This window comes from Psychrobacillus sp. AK 1817, from assembly GCF_008807035.1.
GTDB classification, from domain to species: Bacteria; Bacillota; Bacilli; order Bacillales_A; family Planococcaceae; genus Psychrobacillus; species Psychrobacillus faecigallinarum.
On the sequence record NZ_CP031739.1, the window covers coordinates 3,584,329 to 3,600,295 of the forward strand.

Here is a 15,967-nt window from a genome sequence, read left to right on the forward strand (position 1 = left end):
CATAGAACGTATAACTAATAGGAAGAAATTTGCAATACACTTTTAATTTATGAGGAGGCCTTTCACTATGCAAGAGGAACGTAAACGTATTTTAGATATGGTTGAAAACGGCACGATTACTGCACAGGAAGCACTAGCACTTTTAGAAGAGCTCGGTAAGCAAGCAACAATAGTCACTCCCCAAGTAAATGAGCAGAAGTTTGAAGAAAAAGAAAAAGAAAAAACGCATCAAACGAGACAAGGAAATACTGATTTTATCGAAGAACTGAAACGTGATTTTACTATGGTAGGAGATCGCTTCATGCAGTTCATGCAAGGAACTGTAGATAAGATGAAGGATTTCGAGTTTGAAGTTAAATTAAGTGATCCGGTTACGTTTGAAGAAAAATTTGTAAAAGAAGATATACAATTTGAGGATATCGCGATTAATCTTGCAAATGGTAAAGTGGAAATTCATCCATCTGAGGAGCCTTTTACCCACGCAACAGTGAAGGTAAAATCCTTTAAAAATTCTACAGAGGAAGAAGCAAGAACAAGATTCCAAAATGAGTTTATCTTTACTACTGAAGGAAATAAATTACGTGTTTATAGTGATATGAAAACGGTAGCCGTACAAGTAGCACTTTATATACCAGAAAAAGAATATAATCATATTTCTGCGCGTTTGTTTAACGGTGATTTCATTGCGAAAAACCTAGAATCTAAAACCTTTAAGATTAAGACAACAAACGGTAAGGTGGAATTGGAAGATAGTAAGTTCCATAGAGCAGACATAGAAACTGTAAATGGCTCAGTCCAGGTTCAAAATGTTGAAGGTGACACCGTTGAGGTAGAAACGATGAATGGCCGCATTTACGTAGATGGAAAATTGAAGGACATAGAAGGCTCTTCGGTTAGTGGACATGTAATTCTGACAACGAAAGACAAAGAAGCACGTAAAATCGAAGGAACAGCGGTAGCAGGTACTGTTGAAATTTATGTACCTAAAAACGTTTCTTTAAAAGGCGAAACTTCTACACAGTTAGGGCGTATAGATGTGCAGCTTTCTGATGTAACTCAGTTAAACCAATCTGAGCAGCTTCTCAATAAAAAAGTAGGCTTCACAAAAGTAGTAGACTCTGAGGGAGAGCCGTTACGAGTATATGGAGATGCTAAAACAGGATCAGTTTTAGTTAGATATACAACGGAAGCATAATAAACAACTAAGACCAAGTCATTTGTTGACTTGGTCTTTTCTTTATAAAGTCCTTCAAAATTATATAGAGTTGGTTCGCTTAAGAAAGTGCAATAGGTCAGAAAAAGGTAGAAGGGGATGTTCACAAACACCCTTCTACTTTTTTTAGTTTTTATTTTTTACCCAAATCTTTATTCCAGTGGCAATTCCTTGTGCACATTTTAAACGATATTCTTCGGATTGCAGAAGCCTTGCTTCCTCTTTGTTCGTCATAAAACCACATTCCACTAGAACTGCTGGCATGATAGTATCTCGTACAACAGCTAGATTCTTCTGTTTAACCCCCCGATTTTTCCGTTCCACAGAGATACAGAGGGATTCTTGAATATGTTTTGCTAGTAAAATAGAATCGGCGGAAGGCTTCAAATACGTGTAGGTTTCTATACCGTTCACTTCATTCCAATTGCTCCCATATGCATTGGCGTGGATGGAAATAAAAGCTTGTACTTTTAATTTGTTCGCAAGGGAAGTTCGCTCTCGTAATGGTACATCGACATCATCAGAATGACTAAAAATAACTACGATTCCGGTGTTATCTAACTCTTTCTTAACTAATCTTGTGACCGCACTGTTAAACTCAAATTCCTTCATCTTACCATCGGGGGTTCTTTTTCCTGCTGTTTCTGGGCCATGACCTGCATCTAATATAATCCTCAATACGCTTCACTCCTTTTAACTAATAAATAGGAAGAGAAAAGATAAATGGATACTAATTCAATGTTTATTCATGCTAAAATAAGAACTAAGTTTATCAGAGGGTAAAAGGAGTGGAAAATGTGTCTCATGTTACGACAAAAGATATACAAGAGAAATTTAATTTGTCCTTAGTTAGCGGACAAGAGGGTATTGGACGACACATTTCTATAAGTGATATTTCAAGACCTGGTATAGAAATGGCTGGTTACTTTATGCACTATCCTTCCGATCGCATTCAGTTAATGGGAAAAACGGAAGTTTCCTTTTTTGAATTACTCAAACCTAAAGAAAGATCTGACCGGATGATGAAGCTTTGTGCACAGGACACACCTGTTATTATTGTTGCTCATGGCATGGAGGTTCCCAGTGAGTTAATTATAGCATCTAACGAGAACTCGGTGCCTGTTCTAACTACTAGCATGCCGACCACTAGATTTTCTAGTATGCTTACGAATTATTTGGAAAGTATGCTAGCACCTACTACTGCTGTTCACGGAGTATTGGTAGATATATATGGTGTAGGTGTATTGATCACTGGAAAAAGCGGTGTAGGTAAAAGTGAGACAGCCCTAGAATTAGTGAAAAGGGGACATCGGTTAGTTGCGGATGATTGCGTGGAAATCAGACAGGAGGGTGAGGACACTTTAGTAGGAAGCGCCCCAAAATTGATTGAGCATCTTTTGGAGATTCGTGGATTAGGTATAATAGATATTATGACACTGTTTGGTGCTAGCGCCATTCGAAGCTATAAGCGAATCACTCTTGTAATCGAGCTAGAAATCTGGGATGAAAAGAAAACTTACGACAGACTAGGTCTTGAGGAAGAGAAAATGGAGATTATTAATACTGCGGTGACTAAGCTAACGGTCCCAGTTCGACCAGGTCGAAATTTAGCGGTCATCATAGAAGTTGCTGCCATGAATCACCGATTGAAAAAAATGGGTGTTAATGCAGCAGAGGATTTTGCAAAGCGATTAGACGATGTTATAAACCAAAATGGAGAATTTTAAATAATATATTTGGTTGAGAGGAGCTTTTATGAATATTCTACAGGCAATTGATCCGGTCGCTTTTTCATTAGGACCGCTAGAAGTAAGATGGTACGGTATAATTATTGCATTTGGAATCGTACTTGCATTTATAGTTGGACAGCGTGAAATGGTAAAAAGAGGATTTCATCCGGATTATTTAACCGATTTACTTCTTTGGGCTGTTCCAATCGCTATTATTAGTGCACGTATTTACTACGTAATATTTAAGTGGGATATCTATAGTCAGCACCCAGAGAATATTATTAAAATATGGGAGGGTGGTATAGCGATTCACGGTGCTTTAATAGGATCGTTCTTAACTGCTTACTTCTTTACGAGAAAACGTCGGAGTTCTTTCTGGAAGGTTACGGACATATTGGCACCAAGTATTTTGATTGGTCAGTTAATTGGCCGTTGGGGTAACTTTATGAACCAGGAAGCACATGGTGGAGAGGTAACGAGAACTTTCTTAGAAAACCTATTCCTTCCAAACTGGATTATAGAGCAAATGTATATTGAGGGAAAATATTATCACCCGACATTCCTTTATGAGTCTATTTGGAACTTGATTGGAGTCATTATTATGCTGTTCCTTCGTAAGGTGAACTTGCGTCGCGGAGAAATGTTCCTCTTCTATTTAACATGGTATTCAGTTGGACGTTTCTTTATCGAGGGAATGCGTACAGATAGTTTATATTTAATAGGTGATTTGCGTACTGCACAGGTTGTATCACTAGTGACTATTGCAGTAGCAATTATTATATTTGTTTATAGAAGAATAATGGTTAAGCCAGTTGTGCGTTATCAAGACAAGTAAGAAAGATGGGATTGGGTATGGAAATGGGGACTCTTAAAAGGGGAATGTCTGCCGGTCTAAAAACAACGTGGACGTTAAGTAAGGTTATCTTTCCAATAACATTAATAGTAGTGATTTTGCAGCACACTCCTGTTTTGCCATGGATAATACAATTTATAGAGCCTTTTATGGGGTTAATAGGCTTACGTGGAGAAGCAGCTATTCCACTTGTCCTAGGAAATGCATTAAATCTTTATGCAGGTATAGCAGGAATATTGTCTTTAGAGTTAACCGTGAAGGAAGTATTTATATTAGCAACCATGCTATCGTTCTCCCATAATATCTTTATTGAAACAGGAGTTGCTTTAAAGGTTGGAGTGAAGCTATGGATCGTATTAGTTGTCCGATTCGGACTCGCTATAGTTTCAGCGGTTGTTATTAACTTAGTATGGCAAGGTGGTGGCGAGGTAGCAAAGTATGGGGTAGTTACCGCAACACAAAACATACCGGATGGCTGGTTTGAAATTATTTTACTCGGTCTTCAAAAAGCCACATTTGGTGTTTTGCAGCTTGCTCTAATTGTTATTCCACTTATGGTGATCATCCAATTTTTAAAGGACCGAAATTACTTACAAAAGTTTTCAGATAAACTGGCACCTTTCACCAAAGTAATTGGTGTGCAGCCAAATGCTTCCATGACTCTAGTCGCTGGTCTAGTGATTGGCCTTGCTTATGGAGCAGGAGTAATGATTCAAGCGGTTCAGGAGGACGGAGTAAGTAAGAAGGACGCAACTTTAGCATTCATCTTTTTAGTGGCATGTCACGCCGTTGTAGAGGATACGTTAATTTTTGTTCCATTAGGAATTCCAATTTTACCTCTCTTGCTCATTCGATTGATTACGGCTTTTGTCTTGACGATTATTGTCGCCTATATTTGGCGAAAATCAGAACAGAAAAGAACCAAGGAAGTGTTTACAACATGAACGTAACAACCTATAAAGCGTTGCTTTTTGATCTTGATGGAACGTTGTTAAATACTAATGAGCTCATAATTGAAAGTTTTTTACATATTTTAGGAGATAAATTTCCTGGGAAATATGATAGAGAAAGTGTAATACCTTTTTTAGGGCCATCACTTCGGGAAACCTTTGATGGCATCGATCCATTGCTAACTGAGTCACTTATTTTGTCATACAGGGCGTGGAATGAGGAACAGCACGATCAAATGGTTACAGCATTCGATGGGGTTGTCGAAACCCTTCAAAAATTAAAGAATCAGGGCTATAAGTTAGCAATCGTTTCTACTAAGAGAAGATCCATGATTGATAGAGGGCTTCAGCTTATTGGATGTCAGTCATTATTTGACACGATCGTGGGATATGAAGATGTATCTAATACTAAGCCTGATCCTGAACCTATTCTGCTTGCCCTAGAGCAATTGAATGTCAGTAAGGAAAACGCCCTCATGATTGGTGACAATTTTCATGACATAGTTGGTGGGCAACGTGCTGGAGTAGATACTGCCGCTGTAGCTTGGTCTATAAAGGGTGAGGCATTCTTGGCAACATTTGATCCAACCTATATGCTGCAGCATATCAGTGATTTACTTTCTATAAAAAAAGGGCAGCTCTTATGAGAAAAACGGAGAGATACCCTGTAAAGGGAGCTAATTCCCTCTGGCATGTATACGATACGGTGCCTTTTTGGAAGGTGATAAAAAATTTTATTTTTATCCAGGCTGCGAGATATTCACCTTTTTTAAGCTGGAAAAACTTTTTTTATCGTACTTTTTTAAGAATGGAAGTTGGAAAGGAAACTTCTTTTGCTTTAATGGTGATGGTAGATGTTATGTTTCCTGAAAGAATTAAAGTAGGGAATAATACGATTATAGGATACAACACAACAATATTGGCGCATGAATATTTAATTGATGAATACCGAATTGGCGATGTTATTATCGGAGATCGCGTATTAATAGGCGCTAACTCCACTATTTTACCTGGGATAACAATAGGAAATGACGCTATTATCTCTGCGGCAACACTAGTAAATGCTGACGTGCCAGAGGGCTGCTTCGTAGGAGGCAACCCAATGAGTATTATTTATACGAAGGAACAAATGCTAGAGCGTAATGCAAAGTAAAAAACTATTTAATGTTAGAAAAGAGCTGCACCTCCCCTGTTAGATTTTAACTAACAAGGGGAGGTGTAGTTTTTATATGATAAAAACTACCAACTAATTCTCTCAAGCAAAATACTTGATTAATATTTTTACTGAGATATAATTGACGAGTCAATGATTGATTAGTCAAGAGTTGATTCGTCAAGGGGTAAGGAGGGGAACGATGACTAAATCCTTTAAAGAAATAAAACAAACATTGCTTATGCTTCAAAGTATTGATAGACGAGTAGCGCAAAACTTTGAAAAAAGAACTGGTATTAGTTTCACCAGGTATGAAATGTTACACACATTATTCGAACGAGCACAGCTTTCCCAAATAGAGTTACAGCAAACGTTGAAAATTGATCAAGCAGCAATTACAAGACACTTGAAAATACTGGAAGAGAAGAACTTTGTTGTTCGCAATCGAAATAAGCAAAATAATAGAGAAGTGATTGTAGAGATTACAGATGCCGGTATAAGCACTTTAGAGAACTGTGATTTAGATAAAAATCAATTTATTGATGAATTATTTAATGGATTTACAGATCAAGAGATAAAGCAACTTCAAATATTAGTGAAAAAGTTAATTGATAACACAGAAATGCTAAATAGTTAAAAGGAAAAATACACGACATTCCTTGAAACTTCGAAATAATTCATTTGAAAGGGGTATCTAAGATGCCAAAAACACAAACAACAATCGACCAATTAATCCACGAAAGAAAATCAGTACGTAAATATAAAGAAAATGTCGTTATTCCTCATGAGGAAATACAAACTTTGTTACAAAAAGCGATTACAGCGCCTTCTTCAAGCAATATGCAGCCATGGCGTTTTATAGTAATTGAAGATCAACAGGTAAAAAAAGAGTTACGTGTGATTGCTAATAATCAGGAACAAGTGGAGACTTCATCAGCAATAATAGCTGTACTAGGAGATTTAGAAATGTACAAAAATGCAGAAAAAATATATGACGCTAACTATGAACAAAAATTTATGCCGAGAGAATTAGCTGATTTAATGATAAAAAATTCTCTTTCCTTGTACGGAAACTTACCTCAAGAAACAATGAAAAATATTGTACATTTTGATGCAGGACTTATATCCATGCAAATTATGTTATTAGCTAAAGATATGGGCTACGACACAGTCCCAATGGGTGGCTTTGATAAAGTCAAATTCGCTGAAAAATTTAACTTACTTCCAAATGAAGTACCAATTTTACTTATTGCTATAGGAGAAGCAGCTGCTCCTGCATACGGATCTTCACGCCTTCCTCTTGAACAAATCGTTAGGTATATTTAATAGAAGTATTGGAAATATAAAATCTAAGAAGTATCTGCTTAATCATTAAGCAGGTACTTTTTTTCTTTTTCAAATATTTTAGCTGAGTTGAGCAAGCTCTTAGTATCTCTACACTACAAATCAGTCTTCGGAAGCGATTCACAAAGCATTAGTACAAATAATATAAATAGTAGATTGTCCTCCAATCTCAAGCTTTTTATTACTTATTGAATGAAGCTGTAAGCTTGTTCAAAATCCTACTGATTTCGATAACGTTCTGAAGTTGACGAATAGTATGAAATAGTATAAAATTTACTTAATTTATTATATTAGCACTCTAGCATAGTGAAGTATTTAAAATAAGAGGTGAAACCATTGAGTAAAATTCAAATGTTTGAAAAGCCGCTTGGGATGCGAGACTCATTTCCAGAGGTTAATGAGCAAAAAGAATACATAAGATCTATAGCGAGAGAATTTATTCGAAACAAAGGATATGACTTTATCAAAACGCCATCGGTAGAGTATTTTGAAACCATTGGGAAAGCATCTGCAATCGATGAATCCTCATTATTTAAGTTGGTGGACAATCAAGGTGAGATGCTTGTTCTTAGACCTGATATGACAACCCCGATTGCTAGAATTGCAGCATCAAAGCTTTTAAAGGAAAAAAATCCTTTACGTTTAGCTTATTATGCTAACGTCTTTCGTGCACAGCAACGTGAAGGCGGAAGACCAGCGGAATTTGAACAGCTGGGCCTAGAGCTGATTGGTGATTTTAGTGCTTATGGAGACAGTGAAATTATCTATACCGCAGTAGAACTCATTAAAGCGTTAGGCGTGGAGAACTTCCAAATTACTATTGGTCATGCTGGAATACTGACAGCAATTCTTTCTAACAATACTAGCAAGCTAGAGCAAGTCGAAACACTTAGACTGCTCCTAGTAGAAAAGAACTTTGTAGGATTTGTACAAATGCTAGATGACTTGAAGCTGACAGACACACAAAAGGAGAATTTGACAAAGCTTGTAGATTATACGCTAGAGTCTAAATCATGGGAAGATTTTAGACAGCTTTTGACAGACGAACAACAGTATTTATTGGATCAGATTGAACAACTAAAGAAGCTTTTAGAAGTACAACTGAGTGATCCTGCTATTTACTCGTTTGATTTTTCATTGGCGAGTCATATGAGCTATTACACAGGTATGTTATTTGAAATTCATGCAGCAGGAAGTGGTTTTCCAATTGGCAATGGGGGAAGATATGACGAGCTGTTTAGGCAATTTGAACAAAGCGTGGGAGCTACGGGCTTTGGAATACGGGTTGATCGCTTGTTAGAAGTATTGCCTAAAAAGGCAACTGATGAAAAGCATACGCTTCTTTTATTTGATAAGGGCTCATTCCTGAAGGCTAATGTGCTAGCGGAGGCAAGAAGAAATAATGGAGAGCGTGTCACCCTTCAATATAAGGACAGTGTCCATGACATAGAAGCCTATCAAGATAGTTTTCATGAAATAATTAAGGTAGTAGAAGGTGGTTCTGCAAGTGAATGAATTAACGATTGCAATGCCTAAAGGTCGTATTTTTGAAGAAGCATATCAATTATTTATCGACGCAGGATTTAACTTACCAGCCGAAATTAGTGATTCTCGTAAGTTGATCGTAGAGGCACCGGATGAGAGGATACAATTTATTCTGGCAAAGCCCATGGATGTTCCGGTTTATGTGGAGCATGGGGTTGCCGACATTGGAATAGCGGGGAAGGACGTTTTGCTAGAGCAGCATCGGGACGTGCATGAACTATTAGATTTGAATATTAGTAACTGCTATATTGCGACAGCAGGGTTGCCGAATACTGTTATGGATGAGATAGCTCCTCGTGTTGCTACTAAATATCCAACGATTGCGACCAATTTTTATAAGGAAAAAGGGGAGCAGGTGGAGATTATTGAACTGAACGGTTCTATTGAGCTAGCTCCAATGATTGGTCTTGCCGATCGTATCGTCGACATTGTATCTACAGGACAAACGTTAAAGGAAAATGGTTTAGTAGAATATGAAAAAATTGTAGATATATCATCTAGGATAATCGTCAATCCGGTAAGCTATCGAGTAAAAAGAGAGCGAATTCGAGCGTTCGTTGCGAAGCTAAATAAAGAACTTCTAAAAAGGTAGGGAATGCCACGATGAAAATAGAAAAGCTTACAGACACCATTTCTTTACAGCGGTCTATGGAACAGGCAAATATCGATCATGTGACAACTGTACGTGAGGTGATTTCCGATGTGAAAGAAAACGGAGATCAAGCGTTATTCGTTTATACAGAAAAATGGGATGGGGTAAGGCTTTCAAATTTGAAAGTGTCCGATGAGGAGATGGAAGAGGCATTCCTCAGCTTTGAACCTCAGTTAGTAGAAGATTTAAAGGAAGCGGCAGATAACATTCGGCTGTTTCACGAGAAGCAAATTAGACAAAATATTGACCTTGCTTTAGAAAAAAACTCGTATATTCAATATAGAATTTCCCCACTAGATGCTGTTGGGTTATACGTTCCTGGAGGAACAGCAGCGTATCCATCCTCTGTTCTCATGAACGCCATTCCAGCACTAGTCGCAGGAGTAAATCGAGTAGTCATCGTATCTCCGCCCTCTAAGAACGGGAAGCTACCTGCTTCGGTTTTAGTTGCAGCTAAAATCGCAGGTATTACCGAAATCTACAAGGTAGGAGGAGCCCAGGCGATTGCAGCACTTGCATATGGAACGGAATCCATTAAGCCTGTCGATAAAATCACAGGACCTGGTAACAGCTATGTGGCACTTGCGAAAAGAGAAGTGTTTGGCAAGGTAGCTATTGATATGATTGCAGGACCTAGTGAGATTGCTATTATCGCTGATGATACAGCCTTTGCCGATGAGGTAGCTGCCGATTTACTAGCACAGGCGGAGCATGATCCATTTGCAAGCTCTGTTTTAATAACCACTAGTGAGCGATTAGCACAAAAGGTGTCAGATGAAGTGGAAAGACAGCTACAACTGCTGCCACGTGAAGAAATTGCTCGAGCATCTATTGAAAACTATGGACGCATCTATTTGGCTGAATCGCTACAACAGGCGGTTAAAGCAACAAATGAATTAGCTCCTGAGCATTTAGAGATTATCACAGAAAATGCAAAAGAGCTAAGCGAGCAAATCAGGCATGCTGGGGCTATTTTCATTGGTCGATATAGCAGTGAGCCAGTAGGTGATTATTTTGCAGGAACGAACCACGTACTGCCGACTAATAGTACTGCCCGTTTTTCAAGCGGGTTGAATATAGATGACTTTGTTAAAAAAACAAGCGTAGTTTATTATTCGAAGGAAATGTGGCAGGAGCAATATCCTAAAATCGCTCGCTTGGCTAGACTAGAGCAATTAGAGGGCCATGCACGCTCTGTTGAATCAAGAAGCTGGGAAAAGGGGTTATTAAATGATTAAACAAAGAAACGCTCAAATAGAAAGAATGACAAATGAGACAAAGGTGTATGTAGATATTAACCTAGATGGTGAGGGGAAGGCTGAAATCGAGACAGGTGTTCCTTTTATGGACCATATGCTAGACCTGTTCACTAAACATGGATTGTTTAACGCTAAGATAAAAGCAAATGGTGACACGCATATTGACGATCACCATACGACAGAGGACATAGGCATTGTTCTCGGCCAAGCAGTAAAAGAGGCATTAGGAGATAAAAAGAGCATCAAACGCTACGGTAATGCATTTGTTCCAATGGATGATGCTTTAGCTCAGGTTGTTATCGATATTTCGAACAGACCTCATTTAGAATTCAGAGCACAATTTCCGACACAAAAGGTTGGTACGTTTGATACAGAGTTAGTCCATGAGTTTTTATGGAAGTTTGCACTAGAAGCACGTATGAATGTCCATGTAATTGTTCATTACGGGGCAAATACTCACCACATGATTGAAGCAATCTTTAAGGCGCTGGCTCGTGCCATTGACGAAGCTATTACAATAGATGATCGAGTGAAGGGTGTACCTTCCACAAAAGGTCTACTTACATAAAGGAGGTATATCATGAGTTCGATACAAGTGTATCCTGCAATAGATATGAAGGGTGGTAAATGTGTACGACTTTATCAAGGGGATTATGACCAAGAAACGATTTATGGAGATTCTCCATTTGAGATGGCAAAAAAGTTCGCAAATGAAGGAGCTACATGGATTCATCTGGTGGATTTAGACGGAGCAAAGGATGGAGCAAAGATTCATGCAAATGAGGTCATTCGAATTGTCAATGAACTTCCAGTTAAAGTTCAAATAGGTGGTGGCATACGCTCGAAGGAGGATGTTAGCTACTATTTGGATAACGGTGTAAGCCGTGTCATTATTGGAAGTCTTGCTATTTCACAGCCTGAGCTTGTTGCCGAACTGATCGAGGAGTATGGAGGAGACAGAATTGTCATTGGCTTAGATGCAAAAGATGGTATGGTAGCAACTCATGGTTGGCTAGAAACCTCTGGCAAATCTGCAGTTGAAGTAGGCCAATACTTTGCCTCCAAGGGAGCAAAACATGTCATTTTCACGGATATTGCGACAGATGGAACACTACAGGGCCCAAATTTAAAAGCCAATAAAGAACTTGCCGAAGCTACAGGTTTGTCCATTATTGTTTCAGGTGGCATCAGCTCCTTAGAGGACATTGGAGCAGTTGCCGAGTTGGCTAAAATCTCTAGCGTAAGTGGAGTAATAACAGGAAAAGCGTTATACAATAACCGTTTTACAATATCAGATGCGTTACAAAAAATAAATTAACAAGCAATCCTTGAAGGGGAGTTTTTAACATGGCTACATTGACATTTGATGATAGAGGACTAATACCAGTAATTGTACAGCACGCCATTACAAGAGAGGTTTTAACGCTTGCGTATATGAATGAAGAGGCTTACGAGAAAACGGTTGAGACGAGGGAGGCCTGGTTTTTCAGTCGAAGTAGACAGGAGCTTTGGCATAAGGGAGAAACCTCTGGAAACACACAACAGGTTGTATCAATTCGAACAGATTGTGATTCAGATGCAATAGTATTAGAGGTGCTACCTAGCGGACCTGCCTGTCATACAGGGGAAGAGACATGCTTTCATATCAGCTTAGAAAAATTCGAAGAACCTTCTGGATATAATGTAGTCACTCATTTGATCAAAACAATAGCAGAGCGTCAACAAACGATGCCAGAAGGAGCCTATACAACCTACCTGTTTGAAAAAGGTGTAGACAAAATATGCAAGAAGGTCGGAGAGGAAGCATCAGAAGTAATTATAGCCTCTAAAAATAACGATGCAGAGGAGCTAAAATGGGAGGCGGCAGACCTCATCTATCACTTGCTTGTTTTATTGCAAAATCAAAATGTAAGCTATTATGATTTATTACAAGTATTGCAAAAAAGACATGAAACGAAATCACATAAAAAATAATACTTTATGATATACTGAGATTATACTGATAAGGGACGTTGTGATAACGTTCCTTATTATTTTTCGGAGGATTATCTTGAATAAAAAAAGAAAAAAGAAAATAGACAAAGAAAATATAATTTCATTCTTGCCGACTGGCGAATATTACTATAAAAAAGCATTAGATGAACTTCAAAAGGATGAGTATCAAAAAGCTCATAAATATTTAAAAAGAGCATCTGATTTAAGCCCGGATGACCCAATGATTTTACTCCAATACGCCATTTTACAAATGGAATTTGATAAATACGATTATGCTCATGAATTATTAAGAAGTGCCCATGCGCTTGACCCAAACGAAGGAGATATCATATTCTTCTTAGCTGAGGTAAATGCTCATTTGGGAAACTTCATAGAGGCAAATCGCTTTGCCAAAATGTATTTAGAAAAAGAAATAAGCGGAGAATATATGGAGGAAGCGATGGAAATCGTCGACTTTACCGAGCAGGAGGATATCGTATCTCTACAGCTGGATACTCCATCAAGTGAAGCCTTGTTTTTACAGGAAAAGGCGAGACGTTTAATGGAGCAAGGAAAGTTTGAGGAAGCTGTGGAGCTACTTGAATCTATTATTGCTGATCATCCTGATTTCTGGGCTGCCTTTAATAATCTGGCCCTTGCCTATTTTTATATAGGGGAAGAGGAGCAATCGAAGGCATTACTGCATCAAGTTCTAAGAGAAAACCCAGGCAACATCCATGCACTATGTAATCTTGCGGTAATTCATTATTATGAAAAAAATACCGAGGAACTAGATGAAATCATCGAATTTCTGTCCAAGATTAATCCATATTTTATCGAGCACCGATACAAATTAGGTGCTACCTTTGCGTTGATTGGTAAATATGAACAAGCCTTCAAATGGCTGAGAAGCTTACAGAGAAAAGGTTTTGAAGCAGACCCCGGATTTTACTTTTGGCTCTCGCACTCTGCATACTTTGCAGGGCATGAGGAAGTTGCCCGCAATGCTTGGAAGGCACTTTTAAAACTTGACCCTGAAAAAGCAGGCTTCGAGCCTTGGCTACCGCAAATGAAAGATTTAGTGGAGCCAGATAGTGATGAACAAAAGAATTTGATATTGGAAAAGCTACAGGATAAACATATTAGTGAACGTATATTTGGATTCTATCTTTTAGGGAAATCTAGACATCGTCAGGAAATTATTGCACATCCTAAATGGATTGTAGTGGATGAGCTAACTACTATGGAAAAACTGTTTCTGGCAAATTCCTTAGGCCATAAATTTGATGAAAAGTCTCCAGCAGAGAAAGCTTTTTTAAGAGCAATTTCTGCATCTGACTTACTTTATGACGCTCATAAACCATTAGAACAGTCAGATACCTTCCTGTTTCAAATGTGGTTTGTTTTAGTAGAGAGAGCATTAGAACGTGCTTACGCATTTAAAAATCCGCGAGCTTTGGCAGCCGCTACGGAGTATATGTTTGCTTCGTCTCGTATGAAAAACGTGACGAAAAAACAGTTTGCCGAGCAATATGGGATTACAACTGCAACACTCACGAAATATGTCAACGAACTCATCCAATTTTTACCTTTTTCTGACTCCTAAGCATATTAGTTGATGAAGGATATAAAATTAGTTAGATTGTTGGTATGTAGTAAGTAGGAGGAATTTAGATGACAACTGAAAAAATATATGACGTAATAATTATAGGTGCCGGTCCAGCAGGCATGACAGCTGCTGTTTACACTTCACGAGCAAACCTTTCCACTTTAATGATTGAGCGTGGAATTCCTGGCGGCCAAATGGCCAACACAGAAGAGGTAGAAAACTACCCAGGGTTTGAAACAATTTTAGGACCTGAGCTTTCCACTAAAATGTTCGACCATGCAAAAAAATTCGGTGCAGAATATGCTTACGGTGACGTGTCCGAGGTAATCGATAATGGAGACTATAAAACAGTTAAAGTAAGCGGAAAAGAATATAACGCGTTAGCAGTCATCATCTCTTCAGGTGCCGAATACAAAAAAATGGGTATTCCCGGTGAGACAGAGCTTGGTGGTCGTGGCGTCAGCTATTGTGCAGTATGTGATGGTGCATTCTTTAAAGGTAAAAACCTTGTAGTGGTTGGAGGAGGAGATTCTGCTGTAGAAGAAGGAGCCTTCCTAACTAAATTTGCTAACAAAGTAACGATTGTTCACCGCAGAGATAAGCTTCGTGCTCAAAAAATCCTGCAGGATCGTGCCTTTGCAAATGAAAAAATTGATTTCATCTGGAATACAACATTAAAAGAGATTCATGGAACAGATGGTAAGGTTTCTAGTGTTACTCTAGTCTCTACAACGGATGGTTCAGAAAAATCATTTGATACAGACGGCGTCTTCGTATATGTAGGAATGCTTCCATTAACTAAACCATTTACTAATCTTGGTATTTTAAACGAAAATGGTTATATCGTGACAAACGAAAAAATGGAAACAACTGTACCTGGAATCTTTGGCGCTGGTGATGTTCGAGACAAAATGCTTCGCCAAATCGTTACAGCAACAGGTGACGGAAGTGTTGCTGCATTATCAGCTCAGCACTATATCGAGCACTTAAAAGATAAAAATACAACAAATGTGTGATTTAATTTTATCTTAATTTAACTGTAACTGTACTGAAATATTAAAGGTGTATATTAAAGTATATAAATTGACCCCCTTTTTATATATGTAAGATTTTGAACAGGCTGTTTTGCGATTTAAGTCGTGAAGCAGTCTCTTTTTGTGTAAGTTCATGTATAATAGAATGTAACTAAAGTGAAAGATGGAGTGACCATACGTGCAAAGAATCGCTAACTTACTTATATGTAAAGACAACAAAGTTCTTTTATTAAAGAAACCACGTAGAAATTGGTACGTAGCGCCAGGTGGCAAGATGGAGGAAGGAGAATCCATTCTAGTTTCTGCGGTACGTGAATTTACGGAAGAAACAAACACAGTGCCTATCAATCCTCATTTAAAAGGTATTTATACTATGGTGATTGAAGAAGACGGTAAGCGTATAGATGAATGGATGTTATTTACCTTTATCGGAACAGATATAGAAGGAACACCATATAAAGAAACTAAAGAAGGTGTGCTTGAATGGCACCCAGTTGAATCCTTACAACATCTTCCGATGGCTGAAGGAGACCGTACTAATCTGTTGTTCGCTGTAAAAGAAAAAGGTATGCAGTATGGTACCTTCGTTTATACTCCAGAATTTTCATTGATAAGTGAAACTATTCAGCAATCAGGGGAGGAAATATAAAC

General features: G+C 38.2%; 18 protein-coding genes. 17 read left to right on the forward strand and 1 reads right to left on the reverse strand.

The genetic code is table 11. The features are described from left to right. The first annotated feature begins 67 nt into the window (after nucleotides 1-67). On the forward strand, nucleotides 68-1,195 hold the full coding sequence (locus D0S48_RS17945) for a DUF4097 family beta strand repeat-containing protein (RefSeq protein ID WP_144538997.1): 1,128 nt from the start codon (nucleotides 68-70) through the stop codon (nucleotides 1,193-1,195). Between the two features lie 144 nt (nucleotides 1,196-1,339). On the opposite strand, the gene D0S48_RS17950 is transcribed toward D0S48_RS17945, so the two are convergent. Next, the gene (locus D0S48_RS17950; RefSeq protein WP_151113109.1) at nucleotides 1,340-1,891 is read right to left on the reverse strand and encodes an N-acetylmuramoyl-L-alanine amidase family protein; all 552 of its coding nucleotides are present in this window, start codon (nucleotides 1,889-1,891) and stop codon (nucleotides 1,340-1,342) included. A 119-nt stretch (nucleotides 1,892-2,010) separates the two neighbouring features. On the opposite strand from D0S48_RS17950, the gene hprK reads away from it, so the two are divergent. The 16 genes from hprK (at nucleotide 2,011) to D0S48_RS18030 (ending at nucleotide 15,965) form a co-directional block, all read left to right on the forward strand. Further along, the gene (gene hprK / locus D0S48_RS17955; RefSeq protein ID WP_144538993.1) at nucleotides 2,011-2,940 is read left to right on the forward strand and encodes an HPr(Ser) kinase/phosphatase; all 930 of its coding nucleotides are present in this window, start codon (nucleotides 2,011-2,013) and stop codon (nucleotides 2,938-2,940) included. A 28-nt stretch (nucleotides 2,941-2,968) separates the two neighbouring features. After that, nucleotides 2,969-3,778 carry a prolipoprotein diacylglyceryl transferase gene (gene lgt, locus D0S48_RS17960; RefSeq protein WP_151113111.1) on the forward strand — a complete coding sequence of 270 codons (810 nt, stop codon included), beginning with the start codon at nucleotides 2,969-2,971 and terminating at the stop codon, nucleotides 3,776-3,778. Between the two features lie 23 nt (nucleotides 3,779-3,801). Further along, nucleotides 3,802-4,740, forward strand: a complete 939-nt coding sequence (locus tag D0S48_RS17965; protein ID WP_151113882.1) for a nucleoside recognition domain-containing protein — start codon at nucleotides 3,802-3,804, stop codon at nucleotides 4,738-4,740. Next, nucleotides 4,737-5,393 (forward strand): pyrophosphatase PpaX, encoded by a 657-nt coding sequence (ppaX, locus tag D0S48_RS17970; protein WP_144538989.1) that lies wholly within the window; start codon nucleotides 4,737-4,739, stop codon nucleotides 5,391-5,393. The genes D0S48_RS17965 and ppaX overlap by 4 nt, the downstream gene beginning before the upstream one ends. Next, complete coding sequence (locus D0S48_RS17975; RefSeq protein ID WP_144538987.1) at nucleotides 5,390-5,899, forward strand: acyltransferase; 510 nt, start codon at nucleotides 5,390-5,392, stop codon at nucleotides 5,897-5,899. Before ppaX ends, D0S48_RS17975 begins: the two co-directional genes overlap by 4 nt. A gap of 202 nt (nucleotides 5,900-6,101) precedes the next feature. Next, nucleotides 6,102-6,536, forward strand: coding sequence for a MarR family winged helix-turn-helix transcriptional regulator (locus D0S48_RS17980; protein WP_151113113.1), 435 nt, complete (start codon nucleotides 6,102-6,104; stop codon nucleotides 6,534-6,536). A 62-nt stretch (nucleotides 6,537-6,598) separates the two neighbouring features. Further along, entirely contained in the window at nucleotides 6,599-7,225 is a 627-nt protein-coding gene (locus tag D0S48_RS17985) for a nitroreductase family protein (RefSeq protein WP_151113116.1), read from the forward strand. Nucleotides 7,226-7,570: 345 nt separating this feature from the next. Next, complete coding sequence (locus D0S48_RS17990; RefSeq protein ID WP_313955902.1) at nucleotides 7,571-8,758, forward strand: ATP phosphoribosyltransferase regulatory subunit; 1,188 nt, start codon at nucleotides 7,571-7,573, stop codon at nucleotides 8,756-8,758. Next, nucleotides 8,751-9,380 carry an ATP phosphoribosyltransferase gene (gene hisG / locus D0S48_RS17995; RefSeq protein ID WP_151113118.1) on the forward strand — a complete coding sequence of 210 codons (630 nt, stop codon included), beginning with the start codon at nucleotides 8,751-8,753 and terminating at the stop codon, nucleotides 9,378-9,380. The genes D0S48_RS17990 and hisG overlap by 8 nt, the downstream gene beginning before the upstream one ends. 11 nt (nucleotides 9,381-9,391) lie before the next feature. Then, nucleotides 9,392-10,678, forward strand: a complete 1,287-nt coding sequence (gene hisD / locus D0S48_RS18000; RefSeq protein WP_151113120.1) for a histidinol dehydrogenase — start codon at nucleotides 9,392-9,394, stop codon at nucleotides 10,676-10,678. After that, the gene (hisB, locus tag D0S48_RS18005) at nucleotides 10,671-11,267 is read left to right on the forward strand and encodes an imidazoleglycerol-phosphate dehydratase HisB (protein WP_151113122.1); all 597 of its coding nucleotides are present in this window, start codon (nucleotides 10,671-10,673) and stop codon (nucleotides 11,265-11,267) included. Before hisD ends, hisB begins: the two co-directional genes overlap by 8 nt. Nucleotides 11,268-11,279: 12 nt before the next feature. After that, a complete protein-coding gene (gene hisA, locus D0S48_RS18010; RefSeq protein ID WP_151113124.1) occupies nucleotides 11,280-12,017 on the forward strand; it encodes a 1-(5-phosphoribosyl)-5-[(5-phosphoribosylamino)methylideneamino]imidazole-4-carboxamide isomerase in 738 nt (245 codons plus the stop codon). Nucleotides 12,018-12,046: 29 nt separating this feature from the next. Continuing rightward, on the forward strand, nucleotides 12,047-12,673 hold the full coding sequence (hisIE, locus tag D0S48_RS18015; protein ID WP_151113126.1) for a bifunctional phosphoribosyl-AMP cyclohydrolase/phosphoribosyl-ATP diphosphatase HisIE: 627 nt from the start codon (nucleotides 12,047-12,049) through the stop codon (nucleotides 12,671-12,673). A gap of 76 nt (nucleotides 12,674-12,749) precedes the next feature. Further along, nucleotides 12,750-14,279 carry a tetratricopeptide repeat protein gene (locus tag D0S48_RS18020; RefSeq protein WP_151113128.1) on the forward strand — a complete coding sequence of 510 codons (1,530 nt, stop codon included), beginning with the start codon at nucleotides 12,750-12,752 and terminating at the stop codon, nucleotides 14,277-14,279. Between the two features lie 68 nt (nucleotides 14,280-14,347). Further along, on the forward strand, nucleotides 14,348-15,298 hold the full coding sequence (gene trxB / locus D0S48_RS18025) for a thioredoxin-disulfide reductase (protein WP_144538969.1): 951 nt from the start codon (nucleotides 14,348-14,350) through the stop codon (nucleotides 15,296-15,298). Between the two features lie 196 nt (nucleotides 15,299-15,494). Next, nucleotides 15,495-15,965 (forward strand): NUDIX domain-containing protein, encoded by a 471-nt coding sequence (locus D0S48_RS18030; RefSeq protein WP_144538967.1) that lies wholly within the window; start codon nucleotides 15,495-15,497, stop codon nucleotides 15,963-15,965. The last annotated feature ends 2 nt before the right edge of the window (nucleotides 15,966-15,967 follow it).

Coding starts and splice junctions, on each gene's coding strand:
- D0S48_RS17945 (WP_144538997.1), top strand. CDS start 68: ATGCAAGAGGAACGTAAACGTATTTTAGATATGGTTGAAAACGGCACG.
- lgt (WP_151113111.1), top strand. CDS start 2,969: ATGAATATTCTACAGGCAATTGATCCGGTCGCTTTTTCATTAGGACCG.
- D0S48_RS17965 (WP_151113882.1), top strand. CDS start 3,802: ATGGGGACTCTTAAAAGGGGAATGTCTGCCGGTCTAAAAACAACGTGG.
- ppaX (WP_144538989.1), top strand. CDS start 4,737: ATGAACGTAACAACCTATAAAGCGTTGCTTTTTGATCTTGATGGAACG.
- D0S48_RS17975 (WP_144538987.1), top strand. CDS start 5,390: ATGAGAAAAACGGAGAGATACCCTGTAAAGGGAGCTAATTCCCTCTGG.
- D0S48_RS17980 (WP_151113113.1), top strand. CDS start 6,102: ATGACTAAATCCTTTAAAGAAATAAAACAAACATTGCTTATGCTTCAA.
- D0S48_RS17985 (WP_151113116.1), top strand. CDS start 6,599: ATGCCAAAAACACAAACAACAATCGACCAATTAATCCACGAAAGAAAA.
- hisD (WP_151113120.1), top strand. CDS start 9,392: ATGAAAATAGAAAAGCTTACAGACACCATTTCTTTACAGCGGTCTATG.
- hisB (WP_151113122.1), top strand. CDS start 10,671: ATGATTAAACAAAGAAACGCTCAAATAGAAAGAATGACAAATGAGACA.
- hisA (WP_151113124.1), top strand. CDS start 11,280: ATGAGTTCGATACAAGTGTATCCTGCAATAGATATGAAGGGTGGTAAA.
- hisIE (WP_151113126.1), top strand. CDS start 12,047: ATGGCTACATTGACATTTGATGATAGAGGACTAATACCAGTAATTGTA.
- trxB (WP_144538969.1), top strand. CDS start 14,348: ATGACAACTGAAAAAATATATGACGTAATAATTATAGGTGCCGGTCCA.